This window comes from Halomonas sp. M1, assembly GCF_029581375.1.
Taxonomy (GTDB): domain Bacteria; phylum Pseudomonadota; class Gammaproteobacteria; order Pseudomonadales; family Halomonadaceae; genus Vreelandella.
Map to the genome: position 1 here is coordinate 3,395,419 of NZ_CP121119.1, position 16,924 is coordinate 3,412,342.

The following is a 16,924-nucleotide window of genomic DNA, read 5'->3' on the forward strand; positions in this document are numbered from 1 at the left end:
GGTTGGAAAAGGCGTAAGTAATCGCTAAACGGCTTAGTCTAGCATTTGCAAAGATCGTCAACCACGACTAGACTACTGTGCGCTGTAAAACTGGGTCGCATACCGCATTTTGCAGTATGCGTACTATCCGAAATCAAGACTCCTTAAGGTAGGTGAGTGCTTAATGCCTTCTGTAAAAGTACGTGATAACGAGCCGTTTGACGTCGCCCTGCGTCGCTTCAAGCGTTCTTGCGAAAAAGCCGGTGTTCTCTCTGAAGTACGCCGTCGCGAGCACTACGAGAAGCCGACTGCTGAGCGTAAGCGCAAAGCGGCAGCTGCCGTAAAACGTCACGCTAAGAAGATCCAGCGTGAGCAAAAGCGTTTCGAACGGCTCTATTGATCCGTACCTGGGGATAGCCAGCGTTGTTAGCGGGTTATCTCAAGAGGGATGCCAAGCGGCCGCCACTAGGTGGCCGTTTGTTTTTCATTGCTGGTAGTGATCTTTACTCTGTATTGCGTTGTTTAAGGTGATCAGGCGCGCTGCCTGATGACGTTAAACCCGCCCGCAAGCGCTTCGCGCGAGGATGCCCGCAGTTCATGGCTGGCCAGATTCCACAGCGTTTCATTGACGACTTGCTTGGCCGCGTAGATGTGGTTGAGGTGGTTGGTGAGCGCGTGCAGCTTAAGAAAGCTGGCCGAAACTACGCTGGTCTATGCCCCTTTCACCAGGAAAAATCACCGTCATTTACCGTAAGTGCCGACAAGCAGTTTTATCACTGCTTTGGCTGTGGCGCCCACGGTAATGCGCTACGCTTTTTAATGGAGTACGACAAGCTGCCGTTTCCTGAGGCGGTCGAGCAGTTGGCTGGCAGGTTGGGTATCGAAGTGCCTCGGGAAGGCGCTGACGACCCCCGCGCCCAGCAGCGTGAAAAAAAGCGTAAAGAGGGGGTTAACCTGCTGGAAGTAGCCGCTAGCTTTTACCGCGAGCGGTTAAAAATGCAGGAAGGGCAGAGCGCCCAACGCTATTTACAGGGTCGCGGTTTATCGCCGGAGGTAGTCAGCACTTATGGCATTGGCTATGCGCCTGGGGGCTGGGAGGCGTTAAAGCAACACTTGAGCGCTAAAGGTATTGGTGAGTCGGTGCAGGTGGAGTATGGCCTGCTGATTCATCGTGAGGATACCGGGCGCACCTATGACCGCTTTCGTGACCGGGTGATGTTTCCGATCCGCGACCTACGTGGTCGAACGATCGCCTTTGGTGGTCGGGTAATGGGCGATGAGCAGCCGAAGTACCTTAATTCGCCAGAAACCCCTGTCTTTCATAAGGGGCGAGAGCTTTACGGCTTGTATGAAGCGCGTCAATCCTCCAGCAAGCTAGAGCAGTTGGTGATTGTCGAGGGCTACATGGACGTCGTGGCTTTGGCTCAATACGGTATACACAATGCTGTGGCCACGCTGGGAACAGCTACCACGGAAGATCACCTTAGCCGCCTGTTTCGCGTGGTTAGTCGGGTGGTGTTCTGCTTCGACGGGGATCGCGCTGGGCGCCAAGCCGCTAGCCGCGCCCTTGAAACAGCGTTGCCGCTAATGATTGACGGCCGCGAAGCACGGTTTCTGTTTTTACCGGAAGGCGATGATCCAGATACGCTGGTTCGTCGTGAGGGGAGTGAGGCATTTCAAGATCGCGTCACCTGTGCGATGCCCCTCTCGGAGTTTCTGTTTGAGCAAGCCGCCCAAGGGCGTGATCTCAATACGGTGGAAGGGCGTGAGCGGTTTGCCAGTCAGGTGCTTGAGGCGTTGAGTAAAGTGCCCGAGGGCATGCTCAAGTCGCTGCTGTTTGAGGCGCTGGCAAAGCGCAGTGGTTTGGCCCAGGCACAGCTTCATGTGCTGCTTGAAAAGCGAGTGAGTGCAGCGGCTGCGCGAAAAGCGCCAGCAGATTGGGAGCCGGTAGAGGCGGTCGCAGAAGTGCCGATGCAGGAGGCGCCGGTTTCTACCGGCCGCGCAGCATCTGGTCGTCCCACGGTCAGTGCACGTAGCCAGCATTCAGCACAGGTGCTTTCCACGGTGGCGCGTATTGTCCAGCTGTTGCTGCATGAGCCAACGCTGGTGTCAGCCCTGCCGGATACACTGGATTGGCTGCCTGAGAGTGACGAAACGCCGCTGTGTCGCGAACTGATCGCGCTACTGCGTGCCGGGCGTTACCGCAGCCCTCAAGTGGTATTGGCACATTTTCAGGGAAGTCATGAGGGGCAAATGCTAGCAACGCTAGCGAAACGTGAGCTGCTTATACCGAAAGCGACGCGGGAAGCGGAACTTGAAGGGCTGGTTGAGCATCTGTTGGATAGACAGCGCAAGCGTTCACCTCAGGATGAGTATGACGCGTTGCTTAATCTAGAGCGCTCAGGGCAAAAGCTCGATAAGGCTCAGCGGCAGCGTTTAGCCAGTTTGGTAATGGAGCTTGCCCAGCGTCATTAAGCGGTGTTTAAGGCAGTGGGGTTGAATTTCTCTGCTTTGACACCACATAAAGGTCAGTCGCCAAACAATGGCCTAACCGAATAACCTAACACACCTGAAAGACCGCGCAAATACGTTCCGCTGGAAAAAAACCAGCTATTTACGCTATACTGTTCGGCTTGTTGAGTTTAATCGATTCAGCGCTCCCAGGTGTTTCATTCTTCTTCGTCGAGATAGGGTTTCTATGGCTGGAAATGCGCAGCAGCAGTCGCGTCTGAAGGAGTTGATCGCGCGCGGCAAGGAACAGGGCTACCTGACCTATGCCGAGGTCAACGACCATCTACCCGAGGATATCGCCGACCCGGATCAAGTGGAAGACATCATTGGCATGATCAACGACATGGGTATTAGTGTCGCTGAAGAAGCGCCAGATGAAGACACTTTGATGATGTCGGATCACTCCACGGACGAGTCCGCTGCGGAAGAGGCCGTTGCGGCACTCGCCGCCGTGGAAAGCGACGTCGGTCGCACCACCGATCCCGTGCGTATGTACATGCGCGAGATGGGCACGGTTGAGCTTTTAACCCGTGAAGGCGAGATTGAAATCGCCAAACGGATTGAAGAGGGTACCCGTGAGGTAATGTCGTCTCTGGCCTATTTGCCGGGTGCCGTCGCGTCTATTCTTGACGCTTACGATGCCACCCAGGATGAAGAAGCGCCGGGGCGTTTGTCGGACCTGTTTTCTGGCTTCATCGATCCCGATGAAGGTATTCCTGGGGTAGCGGAAGCAGAAGTGCCTGAGCCAGAGCCTGAGCCCGAAATTGACGACGACGTTGATAATGACGGCGACGACGAGGACGAAGACTCCACCGCTAGCGAAGGCGGCCCAGATCCTGAAGAGGCGCGTGCGCGCTTTGAACAGATTCGTGAGCAGAACGCTTTAGTCGAGGCCGCATTTGCCAAGTACGGCCGAGGCAGCGCCGAGTTGAAGGCGGAGCAGACTCGTCTGGCGGTTCTTTTCTCGCCCATCAAGCTAGTGCCGAAACATTTCGAGCGCTTAGTGGGTCAGGTGCGAATCAGTGTCGAGCAGGTGCGTGCCCAAGAAAAAGCGGTCATGCAGCTGTGTGTTAAGAAAGCAAAGGTCCCGCGTAAGACATTTATCAAGTCTTTCCCCGGTAGTGAATCTGACCCGAAGTGGTTAGACGCTTTCCAGGAAGCGCAGCCCAAGTATGCCGACCGCCTAGAGCCGCTGCGTGCTGATATCGCCCGCTCTCAGCGTAAAATCGCCTTTGAGGAAGACATGGTGCAACTCACCGTGGCTGACCTTAAAGAGGTTAACCGTAAACTGTCCATTGGTGAGGCTAAAGCACGCCGCGCCAAGAAAGAGATGGTTGAGGCGAACCTGCGCTTGGTTATCTCGATTGCTAAGAAGTACACCAACCGTGGCCTGCAGTTCTTGGATCTTATCCAGGAAGGTAACATCGGTTTGATGAAGGCGGTGGACAAGTTTGAATACCGTCGCGGTTACAAGTTCTCGACCTATGCCACGTGGTGGATTCGCCAGGCGATCACCCGCTCTATTGCGGATCAGGCGCGCACCATCCGTATTCCGGTGCACATGATTGAGACGATCAACAAACTCAATCGCGTATCGCGCCAAATGCTGCAGGAAATGGGCCGCGAGCCGACCCCGGAAGAGTTGGGCGAACGCCTGGAGATGCCGGAAGACAAAGTACGCAAGGTGCTCAAAATCGCCAAAGAGCCGATCTCCATGGAGACGCCTATTGGTGATGACGACGACTCGCACCTGGGCGACTTTATCGAAGATGGCACTATGCTGTTGCCAATCGATATGGCCACCGGTGAAGGCTTGATCGAAGCCACGCGTAACGTGCTTGGCGGTTTGACCGCCCGCGAAGCGAAGGTGCTGCGCATGCGGTTTGGTATCGATATGAATACCGACCATACGCTGGAAGAAGTGGGCAAACAGTTCGACGTTACTCGCGAGCGTATCCGCCAGATCGAAGCGAAGGCGCTGCGTAAGTTGCGTCATCCTAGCCGCTCTGAGCCGTTGCGTTCGTTCCTCGACGAGTAAGCATAAGCAGTAAGCTGAATAGTAAGTGGTAAGTGGTAAGTGGTAAGTGGTAAGTGGTAAGTAAGAAATAGAAAGTAGCCACCATGACCGAAAAGCCCGCCGTTCTAAGAACGGCGGGCTTTTTTGCGTTGGACTCTACAAGCACGTCCTGCGTGTAGAGAGCCTACAACGTGTAGTAAGTGGCAGAGCCAGGGCCAACCGGCAGGCCGAAGACAAATACCCAGATAAAGAACAGTATCGTCCAGCCAACCAGCATAAATAGCGTATAAGGCAGCATAATAGCGACCAGGGTACCTATGCCCATATCCTTTCTATAGCGTGTCGCCACGGCAAGAATCAGCCCAAAATAGCTCATCATTGGTGTGATCAGGTTAGTCACCGAATCGCCAATACGGTAAGCCGCTTGGATAACCTCTGGTGCGTACCCCATCAGCATTAGCATGGGTACAAAGATCGGTGCCGTTACTGCCCACTGGGCTGACGCGCTGCCAAGCGACAAGTTAACGAAGGCGCACATAATAATAAACAGCGCAAACAGGCCAGGGCCGCTTAATCCTAGTGACTGCAGCAAGTCTGCCCCGGCAACAGCGGTTACCGTGCCGAAATTACTCCAGTTAAACAGCGCCACAAACTGAGCGGCAAAGAATACTAGTACGATATAGAGGCCTAGGCTGCTCATGCTCTTTGCCATGGCGTCGACCACGTCGCGATCATTTTGCATGGTGTTTGCTAAGCGGCCATAGGTGAAACCTAATACCGTAAAGGAGATTGCGACGATGACGACGATGCCGCGTAAGAACGGTGAGCCGCTAATTAAGCCGGTTTCAGGGTTACGCAAAATCCCGTTCTCAGGTACCACCATAATTGCGACGAGAGCAATGAGCGCCAAGGTAGCTAGGCCAGTGCCTTTCAGTGCGCGCTTTTCGGTGCTGGTTAGGCCTTCCATACGCTGCTGGTCGATATCGCTATCGGCGTAAGTAGCATCAAATTTACCCAGTTTAGGCTCCACAACCCGCTCAGTGACTAAGCCGCCTATCAAGGTAACAAAGAAGGTGCTAGCAAACATAAAGAACCAGTTGGCCTCAGCGCCGACCACATAGGCGGGGTCGAGAAGGCGCGCGGCCTCCTGGGTGATGCCCGAAAGCAGCGGGTCAACAGTACCAATCAGCAGATTAGCGCTGTACCCACCGGACACGCCGCAGAAGGCGGCGGCAAGGCCTGCTAAAGGGTGACGCCCTAGCGAGTGAAAGATCATCGCGGCCAAGGGAATAAGTACTACATAGCCAAGCTCAGCCGCCATGTTAGACATAATGCCCGCAAATACCACGGCGTAAGTCACAATGCGTGGCGAGCGATTAAGCACCAGAGCGCGCATGCTGGCCGACAGGAGACCTGAATGTTCCGCTACGCCAACACCTAACATGGCCACTAGCACGGTGCCTAATGGTGCGAAGCCCGTGAAGTTAGTGACCATTTCGGTGATTAAGCGACGTAAGCCCTCCGCATTTAGCAGTGAGTTAACCGCTATCCACTCTCCCTCATTAGCTGGCCGTGGGTCGGCCACAGAAACCCCTAGCGCGCTAGCAATGCCGCTGGCGACGACGACTAATATACAGAGAATGGCAAACAGGGTGACGGGATGGGGCAGTAGATTGCCAAGCCACTCAACGCTATCGAGAAAGCGCGTAAACGCTCCTCTTTTTAGGTTTTCTTCACGATTTTGTGGAGTTGTCATATGATTTATGTCGTCAGTGTGGGTTTTTTTAGCAAAAGAGCCCAGAAGGCCTAGCGCGCGACACTACGTTGAAGCGGTGAATCGCGCAAATGGCTTTACGTATAGCGACATATAAAAAATGAAATACCGCCTTAACAAAGCAGGTGAGCAGAGCGAAGGCGGCGGTTAGTGCGGTTGGCGACAGGGCTAGCGAGTGGTGCGGCGTGCTTTATGAATACGTAGGGCGAGGAGGAGTAACTCAAGCGTGGCGAATAGAATTAGGCTATACCCGAGCAGCTCAACAACTTCTTCAGCGGCGCTTTTAAATGTCCCTACGTAGTTCTCTTCAAGTACCGCGCGCCAAAAATCTTGCCGACCATACAGGCGTGAAAATATGTAGGTAGTCAGTAAGCCAGCGCTGAACAAGCCGAAGGCGAAGGTGTTGCTATAGTAAGTAAACTCTTCTAAAAAGCGACGCCGGTGGATAATGACCCAGGTAATGGAAGGAATAACAATGAGCGCAACCAGTACCTTCCAGGTGTGACGAGCAACATAGTTATCTAGAAAATAATCCTGTTCACGTACTAACGAGGCCGCGACAAAGGCCAGTAATAGCAGTGTAACGGTAGGCCAGACCTTGAGAACATGGCGAACATAAATCAGCATTGCGCAACACGTTGCCAATACCAAGGTTTGGGTAAGCTCCGTAAACCCTAGCTCTGAAAAGCGCACAGAAGGAAGATAAAGTGCTTCAAGATAAGCTCCCTGGGCAATGGCGCCAATAAATAAGACGTATAGCACGGCGCGCACTAAGGTAGTTTGGAAGCCTATTGGCCAAACAGGCGGAGGAGTTGGCATTTGATATCCTTTAAAAAACCAAACGTAGGAGGGGTGGTTGGTTAAACATTCACCGATGAATGTTCATTATATCGCCACCTTTCTATGTCTGCACGTCGAACCTGCGGATAATACTCGACGCCTGGTAAGCAACGCCGCACAGTAAAATAAGGCAAGTAAAACAATCGGTGGGGGACCGGCTTTATTATGGCTATTAGTGTGTTTGATCTATTCAGAATTGGTGTTGGGCCTTCCAGCTCCCATACGGTGGGGCCGATGCGCGCCGCCGGTGCGTTTGCGCGCTCGTTAGGGGAACAGTCACTCAACCGTCTTGTGGTAAGGCTGCATGGTTCACTAGCGTCGACGGGCGTGGGGCACGGCACTGACCGAGCAGTCGTTATGGGGCTACTGGGCGAAGCGCCTGAGACGATAGACCCCGATACTATCGAGCCAAGGTTGAACGCGCTTGACCAAGGCGAGCCGTTACGTCTGCCTGGTGGACAAGCACTGAGGTTTGACCGTCAGCGTGATATTGAGTGGGAAGAGACCTGCTTAGCATTTCACCCTAATGCCATGGTGCTGACGGCTTATCAGGATGAAAGCATCATTGCTACCAATACCTACTACTCCCTTGGGGGTGGCTTCTTTATTGATCAGGCAAGCGCCGATAAAGGCGGGATTGAAGAAGACACAACAAGATTGCCTTACCCATTTGAGACCGGCAACGAACTGCTTGAACTTTGCCAAACACATCAACTTCGAATCAGCGAGCTGATGCTGGAAAACGAGAAAGTATGGCGCAGTGAAGAGGAGATTCGCCAAGCACTACTGACGATTTGGCAGGCCATGAGCGACAGTATTGATAACGGCTTAAAGGCATCAGGATGCCTGCCGGGTGGGCTTAACGTCAGGCGACGCGCTCAGTCGCTGCACCAGCAACTGCTCTCGCCACCCGCTCACCAGCGGCTAATCGTATCTAGCTTTACCGTTATGGATTGGGTCAATCTCTTTGCCCTTGCAGTCAACGAAGAGAATGCCGCCGGGCGGCGTATGGTTACCGCCCCCACTAACGGCGCGGCGGGCATTGTGCCTGCGGTGTTGGCTTATTACCGTAAGTTTGAACCAGACGCCTGCGACGGGGACGTTGTGGACTTTTTACTGGCCGCCGGGGCGATCGGTATTTTATGTAAGAAAAACGCCTCAATTTCTGGCGCTGAAGTTGGCTGCCAAGGGGAAGTAGGCTCCGCCTGTGCTATGGCGGCGGCAGGGTTGGCAGAGGTGTTGGGAGGCTCTGCGAAGCAGGTGGAAAATGCAGCAGAAATTGGCCTTGAACATAACCTCGGTCTTACCTGTGACCCGGTCGCGGGGCTGGTGCAGGTGCCCTGTATTGAACGTAATGCGATTGCCTCAGTAAAAGCAATTAACGCAGCGCGGATGGCGATGCATGGCGACGGCGACCATTTTGTCTCGCTGGATAAAGTCATACGCACCATGCGTGATACTGGCCGCGACATGCAGGATAAGTATAAAGAGACCTCCAAGGGCGGCTTAGCCGTCAATGCCATTGAGTGTTAAATCAGCGGGTTAATTGGCAGTGTGGTATTGATATTTTCCACCAAATAATCAACAAACTGGCGGATTTTAGGCGATAGGTGGCGGTGGCGAGGGTACACCGCCCACACTGCCGTATCGTTGTGCTGGAAAGGCTCTAAAACGGACATTAGCTCGCCGCTAGCCAAGTGGGGCATGACGTAGTAATCGGGCAGTTGGGCAAGCCCTAGCCCCTTTAGCGCAGCATCAAGTAGCGCTGGCCCTGAATTGCCGCTCCAGCAGCCTTCCACCCGCACCTCACGGCGCTGTCCGTTAACCTCGAATAGCCAGTTGGGCCGCGAGCCAATCAAGCAGCGGTGCTGGCTAAGCTCTGAAAGCGTGTGCGGCCGTGGCGCCTGGCGAAAATAGGCACGCGACCCCACGATATACTCCCTCCGCTCGCACAGCCTGCGCGCAATTAAGCTTGAGTCTTTGAGTACGCCCATGCGAATGGCGATATCGTAGCCCTCTTCAATCAGTTCCACAGGGCGATTGGTGAAGTGCATGTGTACATCTAGCTGAGGGTGCAGGCTTTGGAAATCATTGACCAGTGGCGCAATGTAGCGCTCGCCAAACGTGGTGGCGGAGGTCAGTTTCAATAGCCCTCGGGGTCTTGCCTGTAATTCATTAATAGCTTGTTCGGCATCCCGCAGGCCATCAAATAAGTGGCGGCAGTGCTCTACGTAGAGTGCGCCAGCATCGGTTAAGCGAATTTGCCGCGTGGTGCGATATAAAAGCTGCACACCCAGCTGGTTTTCAAGTTGGCTGACTAAGCGGCTGATATGCGAGGTGGATACCTTTAAGTGGCGGGCGGCGGCTGAAAATGTGCCTAGCCTCACCACTTCTACAAACGCTTCAATGCGGTCCCAGCGCTGCATAGGCGCTCCTGATAAAGAGTGATTGTTGCTCAGTGGCAATAATCTTATGAGTGTATCCCGCCTTATCCAAGCCGACTAGCTGACCTACACTGCAATCACAGACGTTTTAACCAAACCGAACATTCGCCTTTTGTGAATACTGTTTAGGAGATCACACGATGAAATCACGTGCCGCCGTTGCATTAGAAGCGGGTAAACCGCTGGAGCTGGTCGAAATTGACGTGGAAGGCCCGAAAGCGGGTGAAGTGCTTGTCAGAATGGCGGCTACCAGTGTTTGCCATACAGACGCCTATACGCTTTCAGGCGCTGACCCTGAAGGTAACTTCCCGGCAGTGCTGGGCCACGAGGGCGCGGGCGTTGTGCAAGAAGTGGGTGAAGGTGTCACCAGCGTTAAGCCAGGTGATCACGTTATCCCGCTCTACACCGCTGAGTGTGGCAAGTGTAAATTTTGTTTGTCAGGCAAAACCAACCTATGTGGCAGCGTACGCGCGACTCAGGGCAAGGGCGTCATGCCCGACGGCACCTCGCGTTTCTCGCTGGACGGTAAAATGCTCCACCACTACATGGGAACGTCCACCTTCAGTGAGTACACTGTGCTGCCGGAGGTTTCCCTTGCGGTCGTATCGAAAGAAGCACCGATGGATAAGATTTGCCTGCTAGGCTGCGGTGTGACTACCGGCATCGGTGCGGTGCTTAACACTGCCAAGGTTGAGCCAGGCTCCACCATTGCCGTGTTTGGCTTGGGTGCCATTGGTCTGGCGGTCATTCAAGGCGCAGTGATGGCTAAGGCATCGAAGATTATTGCTATCGATGTTAACCCTGATAAATTCGAGCTGGCCAAGCAGTTTGGGGCTACCGATTTTGTTAACCCGAAGGATTACAGCGACCCGATTCAGCAGGTCATTGTTGATATGACCGACGGCGGCGTTGACTACTCCTTTGAGTGCATTGGCAACGTCAACGTGATGCGTTCAGCCCTTGAGTGCTGCCATAAAGGCTGGGGTGAGTCGATTGTTATTGGCGTAGCAGGCGCAGGTGAAGAGATATCCACCCGCCCGTTTCAGCTGGTCACCGGGCGTGTTTGGAAAGGTTCCGCTTTTGGCGGGGTAAAAGGTCGCAGCGAGCTACCTGGCTACGTTGATCGCTATATGAGTGGCGAACTCAATATCGACGATTTTATTACCCACGATATGCCGTTTGAGAAGATTAACGAAGCGTTTGATCTACTCCACCAAGGCAAGAGCATTCGTACCGTCCTGCATTACTGAGTATCATCGGTACTGAGTATCAGTGGTAACCGGCTAAAAGAGCGCGGCAGGGAAGCCCAGCCGCGCTTTCATCTTCTCAAGGAGCCTGCCCATGAGCATGAGCGAAACGTTAGAACTGGTGTCGGCCAACCGCAGCTTTGGTGGTTGGCATAAGCGCTACCGTCACTACTCCCGGGCGCTGGACTGCGACATGGTGTTTGCGGTGTACCTGCCGCCCCAGGCAGAAAACGAGCGGGTACCGCTGTTATGGTGGTTGTCGGGTCTGACCTGCAACGACGAAAACTTTATGCAAAAGGCAGGCGCCCACCGCATTGCCGCAGAGCTGGGTGTGGCGATTGTTTGCCCCGATACCAGCCCGCGGGGCACCGATTTGCCCGGGGAGCATGAGAGCTATGACCTGGGCTCTGGCGCTGGTTTTTATGTTAACGCTACCCAGGCACCGTGGAAATCTAACTACCGCATGTATGACTATGTGGTGGAGGAGCTGCCTTCGGTAGTGCGCCAGCACTTCCCGGTTAATGGGCGCGAATCCATCAGCGGTCACTCCATGGGAGGGCACGGGGCGTTGATTCTCGCGCTGCGCCACCCGGGCAGGTTCCGCTCGGTGTCTGCGTTTGCCCCGGTCGTTAACCCCATGAACTGCCCCTGGGGGCAAAATGCGTTTACCAGTTATCTGGGCGATGATTCGTCTCGCTGGCGCCAGTATGACGCCTGCGAGCTGGTGGCAAACGGTGCTTCCCGACAACGGCTGTTTATCGACCAGGGTGAAGCCGACCAATTCTTAGAAGAGCAGTTGATGCCCGAGCGTTTAGAGGCCGTTTGTGAAGAGCATGATCACCCGCTTACGCTGCGCCGCCAGCCTGGTTACGATCACAGCTACTTCTTTATCGCCTCGTTCATTGAGGATCATATGCGTTATCATGCCGAACATCTCATGAAGCGCTAAGGATACCGAAATGCTCAATCGCGCGCTGCGCCGTTTTCTTCGCCTTTTATGGCGTCTTGTTTGGCGTGGCGCGCTTGCGTTTGTGGTGCTTTCCATTGCTCTCGTTCTACTGTTTCGCTTTGTGCCGCCCCCGGGCTCTATGGTGATGGTGGAGCGTAAAATACAAAGTTGGATAACCAGCGAACCGATCACAATAAACCGCCAATGGCGCAGTTGGGATAACCTGTCCAACAATGCCAAGCTTGCCGTGATTGCGGCTGAGGATCAGCGTTTTCCCGTTCATCGGGGGTTCGATATTGTTGAACTGCGCCGCGCTTGGCAGGCGAGTCGTGATGGCGCGCGGCTGCGCGGCGCTAGTACGTTAAGCCAGCAAACCGCTAAAAATGTGTTTTTGTGGAGCGGCCGCAGCTGGGTACGAAAAGGGCTTGAGGTGTGGTTCACACTGCTGATTGAAACACTGTGGAGTAAGCAGCGAATACTCGAGGTGTATCTTAACGTCGCCGAATGGGACACCGGGGTGTTTGGGCTGGAAGCAGCGGCTGGCCATTACTTTGGCGCCTCAGGTAGCGCTTTAACCGAGCGACAGGCAAGCCTTTTGGCTGCGATTCTTCCCAGTCCGCGCACTCGCAGCGCATCGCGGCCCGATGCGCAGGTAGAGCGCCGCAGCCAGTGGATACGCCAGCAAATGCGCAATCTGGGTGGTACAAGCTATCTGGAGCGGCTTTAATCGTACTTTTCGTCGTCCACTCTAGGTAACTGCTCAATCTGAGGGCGAGCAAAATAATAGCCTTGCTGCACCGGTATCCCTAATGCCAACAAACAGCGCGACTCTTCACGGGTCTCGATGCCTTCGGCCACTAGGTGGACGTCCAGCGTATCCGCCAGAGAAACCAAACTTTTCAAAATAGCCTGACGCCGCTGGCTAGAGTCGCAGCCCATGACCAGTTCGCGGTCGATTTTAAGCGTATCAGGGCGAAGATCTGTGAGTAGGTCAAGGTTGGCGTAGCCGTTGCCAAAGTCATCCAGCGATGTGGTGAACCCCATGCGGCGGTAGCTCTCGATGATCGAGCGCATATGCGCACGGTCAACCACTCGCTCTGTTTCAGTAATCTCAAAGTTAAGCCGTTCGATGGGCCAACCTACCCGTTCTGACGTCTCAAGTGTTGCCTGGATACAGGCCTCCGGCTCATAAACAGCATTGGGTAGAAAGTTAATCGATAGCCGCTCCTGCATACCGAGTTCACTGGCAAGCTCTATTGCTTTGACACGGCATGCTTGGTCGAAGCGATACATCAATTCATCGGTGACTTGTTCAAGAATCGAAAAGGCCGACTCGCCGCTGATGCCACGCACTAGCGCTTCGTAATAAATGATGCGGCGTTTTTCCACATCCACAATGGGCTGAAATGCCATGGTGAAGGCAAAAGGAACGTCGGTGTCGCAGCGGTTGCAGACACCATTCACTCTGGCGCAGTGAGGTTGTACTGTCATAGTTGTCCAAACCCTGGAAATTTTTTTAACTATTTTAATTGGTTATTTTGCGGCTGGCCGCACTGCCAAAATCACCCCTGCAATGGCGGCAAGCATCCCTATTAAGCCAAGCAGTGGCAGGCGTTCGTCAAATAGCCACCACGCTTGTAACGCTGTAACTGGCGGTACCAGATAAAAAAGACTCGCTACCCGCGAGGCTTCCCCTTTTTTTATCAAGGCCATCAATAACAGGATAGCGGCAATTGAGAGGATCAGCACCAGCCAGCCAAGCGTAAGAATAAACGTTGGGCTCCAGTGTACTTCCCGGGTTTCAAACACCAATGCCCCGATGCCCAACAGAACGCCAGCTGCCATGTACTGAACCACCGCACCAGACAGTAGCGGCATGCTGGTGCAGTAGCGTTTTTGATAAAGAGTGCCAAGTGATATGCCCAGCAATGCGGCGATAACGCTTAAAAGCGCGCCAAGGCCAAACCCCTCGAATAACGAACTGCCAAGCTCCAGTTTACTGCCCAGTACCAAGCTAATACCTAATAACCCTAACAAAAGCCCCAGCCATTGCCGGGTGCTTAAACGTTCACCAAGCAGCGGCCCTGCACAGGCGGCGGTGAGTAGAGGCTGTAAGCCGACCAAAAGCGCTGCGAGTCCGGCGGGCATACCCAGGTAAATACCGTAAAACACCCCGCCTAAATAGGTAGCGTGCACCAGTAAACCAGAAACCCCGATATGTACCCATAACCTGGGTGAAGAAGGCCAAGAAATACGCATTAAGCTAATAAGAGGGATGAGCAGAAACAGGGTCAGGACGAAACGAATAAACAGGAAAGTGAAAGGTTCGGCATAGGGCAGGCCAAATTTGGCGCCAATAAAGCCTGTGCTCCATAGCAAAACGAAGACAACTGGCATAGCGGCTAGCCCCAGGGTAGGCAGATGCAGACTGTTTAATTTTTTTAAAGAATCGAACATAAGACCTCGGTGTGCTCCCAATGGCGGGTGGTTTTATTACTTTAAAATTCTTTTTGTTACTTAAAATTACATAAAAAGTTGAACCTGAGCGCAAACAGCGCGTCACACTGGGCACATTCATAATGCGCCAATGAGGTTTCTTAACTATGCAACGTATAACTGCTCTGTTTTCTGCTGCTCTTCTCGCGACTGGTCTTCTGGCAGGTACTGCCCACGCCCAGCAAACCCAAGATCCAGCGCAAGATCCGATGGCTACCCAGCAAGCCCCAGCTCAGGACTTCTCTGATCAGCAGCTACAGCAGTTCGCCGATGCTTCTCAAGAAATCGCCGTGATCTCGCAAGAGTACACACAGCGTCTGCAGGAAGCAGAAGGTGAAGCTCAACAACAGGAAGTTCGTGCCGAAGCCAATGATCGTATGATCGAGATTGTTGAAGACAGCGGCTTGGATGTGGACACCTTCAACGCCATTGGTCAGTCTATCCAACAAGATCCGGAAATGATGCAGCGCGTTCAAGAAATGGCCGGTCAATCTTAATCGCAGCGATTGCTTCAAACTGTTTTCGTACTAACGTAACGTCCGATATTGAGAGATAGTGACAGATTTTACTTAACCAGCGAAGTATCTGTTTTTTACATTCTCAGTGTCACCCTAAGCCCGGCGCATCAGCGCCGGGCTTTTTTTGTACCTTAGGGTTTACGCTGGCACCTAGCCCCGCCAGACTTAAAGCATACATAGGTGCTTTATACGGCCAAGGTTAATGTTTAATGGTGCCCAAATAGGGGTAGGAGGCTGCATGGAGGTTGAACTGTTAGAAATACGTCAGCATATGGGGCAGTTCCCACCCTTTGACGGCCTATCCGATAAGCTGCTTGATAGTATTGCCGCAGAAGTGGAGGTTCGTTACTTCAAAACCGGCAGCGAGATTCTGAAGCTTGATCAATCGCTGACTGAGCTTTGCTATATTCGCAGCGGTGCGGTGGAAGTGTACCGTCGCCAGGGAGAGCTATATAACCGCTTAGGTGAAGGGGATATTTTTGGCCACTTCAGTTTACTGCGAAACCATAAAGTTCGTTTGCCCGCCACGGCCATTGAAGACACCCTCATTTATTTTATTTCCGGCGCCGTTTTTAAACGCCTCTGCGAGGAGGATGATAATTTTGCCGACTTTGTTGAGCTTGAGCGTCCTCGTCTAGAAACGGCTGCTGAGCAACAGAAAAAGTCTAACGACATGATGGTGACGCGTATACGCAAGTTAGTAACGCGTTATCCCGTAATGGTGGAGTCGACAACCAGTGTTCAGCAGGCGGCCAAGCAGGTGAGTGAGGCCCAGGCATCTGCGGCATTGGTCATTAATGAAGGTAGTAATAACCCGCGCTACAGCTTTCAGGACAGTGAAGGCAAAACCTGGCAAATGTGCGGCATCCTTACGGATAGCGACTTTCGTACCCGCATTGTGGCGGAGGGGTTATCTGCGCAAACGCCCATTGGCGATGTAGTTTCAGAGCGGCTCATTACGATTCAGTCGGATGCATCGATCTATGAAGCGATGCTGACTATGCTACGCAGTAACGTGCACCATTTGCCGGTACTTTATCGTCAGCGCCCCGTGGGCGTGGTGCATCTCTCCGATATTATTCGCTATGAAACCCACAGTGGGCTTTATCTGGTCAGTAACATTTTTAACCAGTCCAGCGCCCAAGGGTTAGCCAAGCTTTTACCGGATGTACGTGCCGCTTTTGTGCGTATGGTGCAAGAGGGTGCCAACTCACAAATGGTAGGCAGCGCGCTCTCAACCATCGGGCGCAGTTTTACGCGACGGCTTTTGGAGCTAGCGGAAGAGGCATTAGGGCCGCCTCCGGTTCCTTACTGTTATATGGTTAATGGCTCTATGGCACGAAACGAACAAAGTATCGTGACCGATCAAGATAACGCGCTAATTTTATCTGATGACTTTAACCCAGCAGAACATGATGCTTACTTTCATGCATTGGCAGCGTTTGTGAGCGATGGCTTGGATGCCTGTGGTTATACCTACTGTAAAGGCGACGTGATGGCGACTAACCGCCAATGGCGTCAGCCACTGAGCGTATGGAAAAGCTACTTTAAAGAGTGGATGGCGAACCCCACTCCCGAAAAGTTACTGCACAGCTCGATTTTCTTTGATTTAGATAGTATCTACGGAGAGGATCACTTCGTAGAGGCGCTACAGGACTTAATCGCTGAGACGGCCCCCCAATCGCCGCTTTTTTTAGCGGCAATGGCCCGTAATGCCCTCAATCGCACGCCGCCGCTAGGCTTTTTCCGTACCTTCGTGATGGAAAAAGATGGTAAACACAATAACTCGATTAATTTGAAGCGACGTGGCACTGCGCCTATGGTCGATCTTGTTCGGGTGCATGCGTTAGCCTGTGGTTCTAAAGCGCAAAATTCGTTTAAGCGTTTGGAGGATATTAGCCATACCCAGCTATTAGCCACCGGGGTCAGTGACAAGCTCAGCTATGCCCTGGAGTTTTTGTGTATGTCACGGATTCGTCATCAGGTGATTGATCTTCAGGAAGATCGTGCCCCAGACAATAATATCGAGCCTGAAAATGTCGAGGACAGCGAACGCCACACGCTTAAAGATGCTTTTCAGGTGCTGAGTAATGCACAAAAGTTTTTGAAGTTTCGATATCCAGTACCTGCACAGCGGCAGGGCCGATAA

General features: G+C 53.2%; 14 protein-coding genes. 9 read left to right on the forward strand and 5 right to left on the reverse strand.

The annotated features are described in order from the left end of the window. Positions 1–163: 163 nt before the first annotated feature. From rpsU to rpoD, 3 genes are all read left to right on the forward strand, one after another. A complete protein-coding gene (rpsU, locus tag P8S54_RS15600; protein WP_007113641.1) occupies positions 164–379 on the forward strand; it encodes a 30S ribosomal protein S21 in 216 nt (71 codons plus the stop codon). Positions 380–576: 197 nt separating this feature from the next. Next, a complete protein-coding gene (dnaG, locus tag P8S54_RS15605; protein WP_281442470.1) occupies positions 577–2,454 on the forward strand; it encodes a DNA primase in 1,878 nt (625 codons plus the stop codon). Positions 2,455–2,677: 223 nt separating this feature from the next. Beyond that, positions 2,678–4,528, forward strand: a complete 1,851-nt coding sequence (rpoD, locus tag P8S54_RS15610) for an RNA polymerase sigma factor RpoD (protein ID WP_009100335.1) — start codon at positions 2,678–2,680, stop codon at positions 4,526–4,528. Positions 4,529–4,691: 163 nt separating this feature from the next. On the opposite strand, the gene P8S54_RS15615 is transcribed toward rpoD, so the two are convergent. Together P8S54_RS15615 and P8S54_RS15620 are read right to left on the reverse strand one after the other, a co-directional pair. After that, a complete protein-coding gene (locus tag P8S54_RS15615; RefSeq protein ID WP_281442471.1) occupies positions 4,692–6,263 on the reverse strand; it encodes an AbgT family transporter in 1,572 nt (523 codons plus the stop codon). A 186-nt stretch (positions 6,264–6,449) separates the two neighbouring features. Next, positions 6,450–7,100: a hypothetical protein gene (locus P8S54_RS15620; protein WP_281442472.1), complete on the reverse strand. Its 651-nt coding sequence runs from the start codon at positions 7,098–7,100 to the stop codon at positions 6,450–6,452. A 186-nt stretch (positions 7,101–7,286) separates the two neighbouring features. Between P8S54_RS15620 and P8S54_RS15625 the strand changes: the two genes are divergently transcribed. Beyond that, entirely contained in the window at positions 7,287–8,654 is a 1,368-nt protein-coding gene (locus P8S54_RS15625) for an L-serine ammonia-lyase (RefSeq protein WP_281442473.1), read from the forward strand. On the opposite strand, the gene P8S54_RS15630 is transcribed toward P8S54_RS15625, so the two are convergent. After that, positions 8,651–9,547 carry a LysR substrate-binding domain-containing protein gene (locus P8S54_RS15630; protein ID WP_281442474.1) on the reverse strand — a complete coding sequence of 299 codons (897 nt, stop codon included), beginning with the start codon at positions 9,545–9,547 and terminating at the stop codon, positions 8,651–8,653. The genes P8S54_RS15625 and P8S54_RS15630 overlap by 4 nt on opposite strands. A 158-nt stretch (positions 9,548–9,705) precedes the next feature. Between P8S54_RS15630 and P8S54_RS15635 the strand changes: the two genes are divergently transcribed. From P8S54_RS15635 to mtgA, 3 genes are all read left to right on the forward strand, one after another. Further along, complete coding sequence (locus tag P8S54_RS15635; RefSeq protein ID WP_281442475.1) at positions 9,706–10,815, forward strand: S-(hydroxymethyl)glutathione dehydrogenase/class III alcohol dehydrogenase; 1,110 nt, start codon at positions 9,706–9,708, stop codon at positions 10,813–10,815. Positions 10,816–10,906: 91 nt separating this feature from the next. Then, on the forward strand, positions 10,907–11,761 hold the full coding sequence (gene fghA / locus P8S54_RS15640) for an S-formylglutathione hydrolase (protein WP_035540706.1): 855 nt from the start codon (positions 10,907–10,909) through the stop codon (positions 11,759–11,761). A 10-nt stretch (positions 11,762–11,771) separates the two neighbouring features. Continuing rightward, a complete protein-coding gene (gene mtgA, locus P8S54_RS15645; protein WP_281442476.1) occupies positions 11,772–12,488 on the forward strand; it encodes a monofunctional biosynthetic peptidoglycan transglycosylase in 717 nt (238 codons plus the stop codon). Here mtgA and P8S54_RS15650 read toward each other — a convergent pair. Both P8S54_RS15650 and P8S54_RS15655 read right to left on the reverse strand, forming a co-directional pair. After that, positions 12,485–13,174 (reverse strand): EAL domain-containing protein, encoded by a 690-nt coding sequence (locus P8S54_RS15650; protein ID WP_281444119.1) that lies wholly within the window; start codon positions 13,172–13,174, stop codon positions 12,485–12,487. The two genes, mtgA and P8S54_RS15650, sit on opposite strands and share 4 nt — an antisense overlap. A gap of 120 nt (positions 13,175–13,294) precedes the next feature. Next, positions 13,295–14,218 (reverse strand): DMT family transporter, encoded by a 924-nt coding sequence (locus P8S54_RS15655; protein WP_281442477.1) that lies wholly within the window; start codon positions 14,216–14,218, stop codon positions 13,295–13,297. A 146-nt stretch (positions 14,219–14,364) separates the two neighbouring features. Here P8S54_RS15655 and P8S54_RS15660 point away from each other — a divergent pair, with 146 nt between their 5' ends. Next, entirely contained in the window at positions 14,365–14,754 is a 390-nt protein-coding gene (locus tag P8S54_RS15660; protein ID WP_009100347.1) for a DUF4168 domain-containing protein, read from the forward strand. A 259-nt stretch (positions 14,755–15,013) separates the two neighbouring features. Then, positions 15,014–16,924, forward strand: a complete 1,911-nt coding sequence (locus tag P8S54_RS15665; protein ID WP_281442478.1) for a DUF294 nucleotidyltransferase-like domain-containing protein — start codon at positions 15,014–15,016, stop codon at positions 16,922–16,924.